This window comes from Oleiphilus sp. HI0086, from assembly GCF_001635225.1.
Map to the genome: position 1 here is coordinate 1 of NZ_LWFZ01000834.1, position 2,791 is coordinate 2,791.

Below are 2,791 nucleotides of genomic sequence, written 5' to 3' on the forward strand. Positions count from 1 at the left end.
CAATTACCGATGACGAAGTGGCATAAATTTATCGACGATCCGACCTTGGCTGACGCCATATTAGACCGGCTACTGCATAACGCTCACAAACTTAACTTAAAAGGAGAATCGATGAGAAAAGTACTAACTTCGTTGACTGAAGATGATCACTTGAAGTAAAAAGACAACTCACGATGCATGGATGGGAAACAAGTGATCACGTTCAGCGCAACGGCTGATCAGTTTTAGCGGAATACGCAGGTGCTTAAGCAGCGTATTGTGCCGCTCAAATATGGTGATTTGTATTCAGTCTTTGAAGGTTTAGATATTTGCTTACAGCCAGCAGGTCATATTCTTGGCTCTGCTTATGTTGAGTGCTGTGTAAACCAGGGGAAGGACGCGCATACGTTTATCTTTTCGGGTGATTTAGGCGCTCCTCACTCTCCTTTGTTAGCCGCGCCGAAGCCTCCTGAAGCATGTGATACCTTGGTGATTGAAAGCACTTATGGCGATAAGAATCATGAAGATCGACGCTCTCGTCGGCAGCGACTTAAGGCAGTGATCGAGAGTGCTGTTCAAGACAGAGGTGTGGTCTTGATTCCTGCGTTCAGTATCGGCCGCACTCAGGAGCTATTGTATGAACTTGAGTCATTGATCTATGAGCTTAAAGATAAAGCCGATCAGGGGGCGCTGAATTGGGCTGAGCTTGAAGTGATAGTCGACTCACCTTTGGCCAACGACTTTACTGATACCTACCGACAACTAAAACCTTTTTGGGATGCAGAGGCTCAAAGTCGGGTAGCCGAGGGTCGACACCCTCTGTCATTTGAAAATTTACTCACGATAGATGATCATCAAACTCACCTCGACACAGTGAATTATTTAGCAAAGACGGCTCGCCCAGCCATTGTGATCGCCGCTAGCGGTATGTGTGCTGGTGGACGTATTGTTAATTATTTAAAAGCCTTAATTGAAGATAAGCGTACTGATATTCTGTTTGTAGGTTATCAAGCTGAGGGAACTGCAGGGCGAGATATTCAAACTTACGGGACACGAAATGGCTATGTCGAGCTAGAGGGTAAGCGCTATACGATTAATGCCGCTGTACATACGATCTCGGGTTACTCTGCGCATGCAGGTCAGGAAGACTTGCTGAACTTTGTGCAAGGTATGAAAGCTAAGCCTTCAGAAATAAGAATTGTTCATGGTGACGATGATGCGAAAATGGCTTTAAAGCAGGCGCTACGGGAATTATTGGGGGAAGAGGTAGGTTTAAGTATTCCTTAAAGAGTAACGTAGCCATAGAAAAGGTATTAAAAAACAAGCTATTCGCTAAGAAGTGCAGAACAGAGCAGGCTGATATAATCTTTCACATTATAGTATTTTTGCTTTGCAAGTACGGCTTCTAACTTTTTCCAATCAAGGTTAAGGTCGTCATGAATGATGGCGTTTCGCATGCCTATTGCGCCGCGCATTTCATTTATTTCAGGAGTGGTAATGGCGAGTTGTTCGTAGATTCTTTCAATGCTAGCTCGGGCTTCCGAAGGAACAGGTTTAGATATCTTCTTGAGATAGTGCTTTGAGCAGCCAATAGCAGCCTCGATAGGAACCTGTAGATTCCTTTCTACAGCGCTACGTTCGTTAAATGTTAAGGGGCGTTTCTGAATGGTGCAGGCCAACTCATCCAAACCAGCCAAGTGCTGAGCGACTTGTTCTTTGATGGCAAATACATAGGCTTGGTATGTCGACATAGTAAATTCTCTGGAACGCCGTTTAAGGATAATGTTGCTGGTGTTCATGGGCATATTCACTCCATAATGACCATATTCGCTGTTCTTCGCTATGAAGGCGCAAGTCATTGCCAATGTAGAGCGGAGTGCCGAGATCAATAATGTTGTAAGCCAATGGCACGGGCACTGAGTTAATATCAACGATTGATATATTCTGGTCTAGATTATTTGACCATTGATACTCAAGGTCTTGAATGAATTTGTCTGCTTGATTACATTCCTTATGTAGCGCTATCGCTAGGTCATAATCACTCGCGCAATCAGCGGTATGATTCGCTTGTGAACCATAAAGCCAGACAAGTTCAATTCGACTCGCTTCTTTAAGAGAGAGACTCTTAAGTGCATCAATAGTTTTATTACTAGGTGCCAAGTTCATTGTGTTGTTCCAGCAAGAGGGTTTATTGATTTTAACCAATATTTTAGGATGGGTCTATTCGTCGTGGTTGGAGAGATATTTTGGATAACATTATGAAAAACTGTTTGAGTTTTCTCATTTGCTTCTTAGTTTTTCTTAGCATGCCCTTGAAAGCCGAGTGGCATGAGTTTTCTGCAGAGGTGATGACGACCAACTTAAGCTTGGAGTTTTGGTTAGACGATAAGATTAAAGCAGAGAAGGCTAAGCGCGCAGTGCTGAATCGCTTTAATGATATCGAGGCAAAGATGTCGCGGTATATTTCTGAATCTGAGCTCTCCAAGGTAAATAGACTTGCCTCTGAGCAAACGCTAATGATATCGACTGAGCTGTTTAGCTTACTCGAAAAGTCTTTGTCTGTGTCGGCTTTATCTCAAGGTGCCTTTGATATCAGCTTTGCCTCGGTTGGTTTTTTATATGACTATCGACAACAGGCGCAGCCATCTGATTCTCAAATCAGTGCGAAGTTGCCAGTACTGGATTATCGCCATATTGTTTTAAATAGAAGTGCTCAAACAGTACGCTTTAGCTCTCCTGGAGTCGCTCTTGACTTAGGCGGAATAGCTAAAGGTTATGCTGTTGATGAAGGCATTAAGATGTTGAAGACCTT

The 2,791-nt window shown here is 43.4% G+C and carries 5 protein-coding genes; 3 read left to right on the forward strand and 2 right to left on the reverse strand.

The annotated features are described in order from the left end of the window. Together A3756_RS15030 and A3756_RS15035 are read left to right on the forward strand one after the other, a co-directional pair. The coding region (locus A3756_RS15030) for an ATP-binding protein (RefSeq protein WP_197481322.1) at positions 1–159 on the forward strand (159 nt) is incomplete at its 5' end. An 81-nt stretch (positions 160–240) separates the two neighbouring features. After that, positions 241–1,266: an MBL fold metallo-hydrolase gene (locus A3756_RS15035; RefSeq protein WP_068553789.1), complete on the forward strand. Its 1,026-nt coding sequence runs from the start codon at positions 241–243 to the stop codon at positions 1,264–1,266. A gap of 38 nt (positions 1,267–1,304) precedes the next feature. Here the strand turns inward: A3756_RS15035 and A3756_RS15040 are convergent, their stop codons facing one another. Together A3756_RS15040 and A3756_RS26730 are read right to left on the reverse strand one after the other, a co-directional pair. Continuing rightward, positions 1,305–1,730 carry a DUF86 domain-containing protein gene (locus tag A3756_RS15040; protein WP_068552655.1) on the reverse strand — a complete coding sequence of 142 codons (426 nt, stop codon included), beginning with the start codon at positions 1,728–1,730 and terminating at the stop codon, positions 1,305–1,307. A 22-nt stretch (positions 1,731–1,752) separates the two neighbouring features. After that, positions 1,753–2,145 carry a nucleotidyltransferase domain-containing protein gene (locus tag A3756_RS26730; RefSeq protein ID WP_068508473.1) on the reverse strand — a complete coding sequence of 131 codons (393 nt, stop codon included), beginning with the start codon at positions 2,143–2,145 and terminating at the stop codon, positions 1,753–1,755. Positions 2,146–2,285: 140 nt separating this feature from the next. Between A3756_RS26730 and A3756_RS15050 the strand changes: the two genes are divergently transcribed. Beyond that, positions 2,286–2,791, forward strand: a 506-nt coding sequence (locus A3756_RS15050) for an FAD:protein FMN transferase (RefSeq protein WP_197481323.1), incomplete at its 3' end; no start/stop codon positions are given.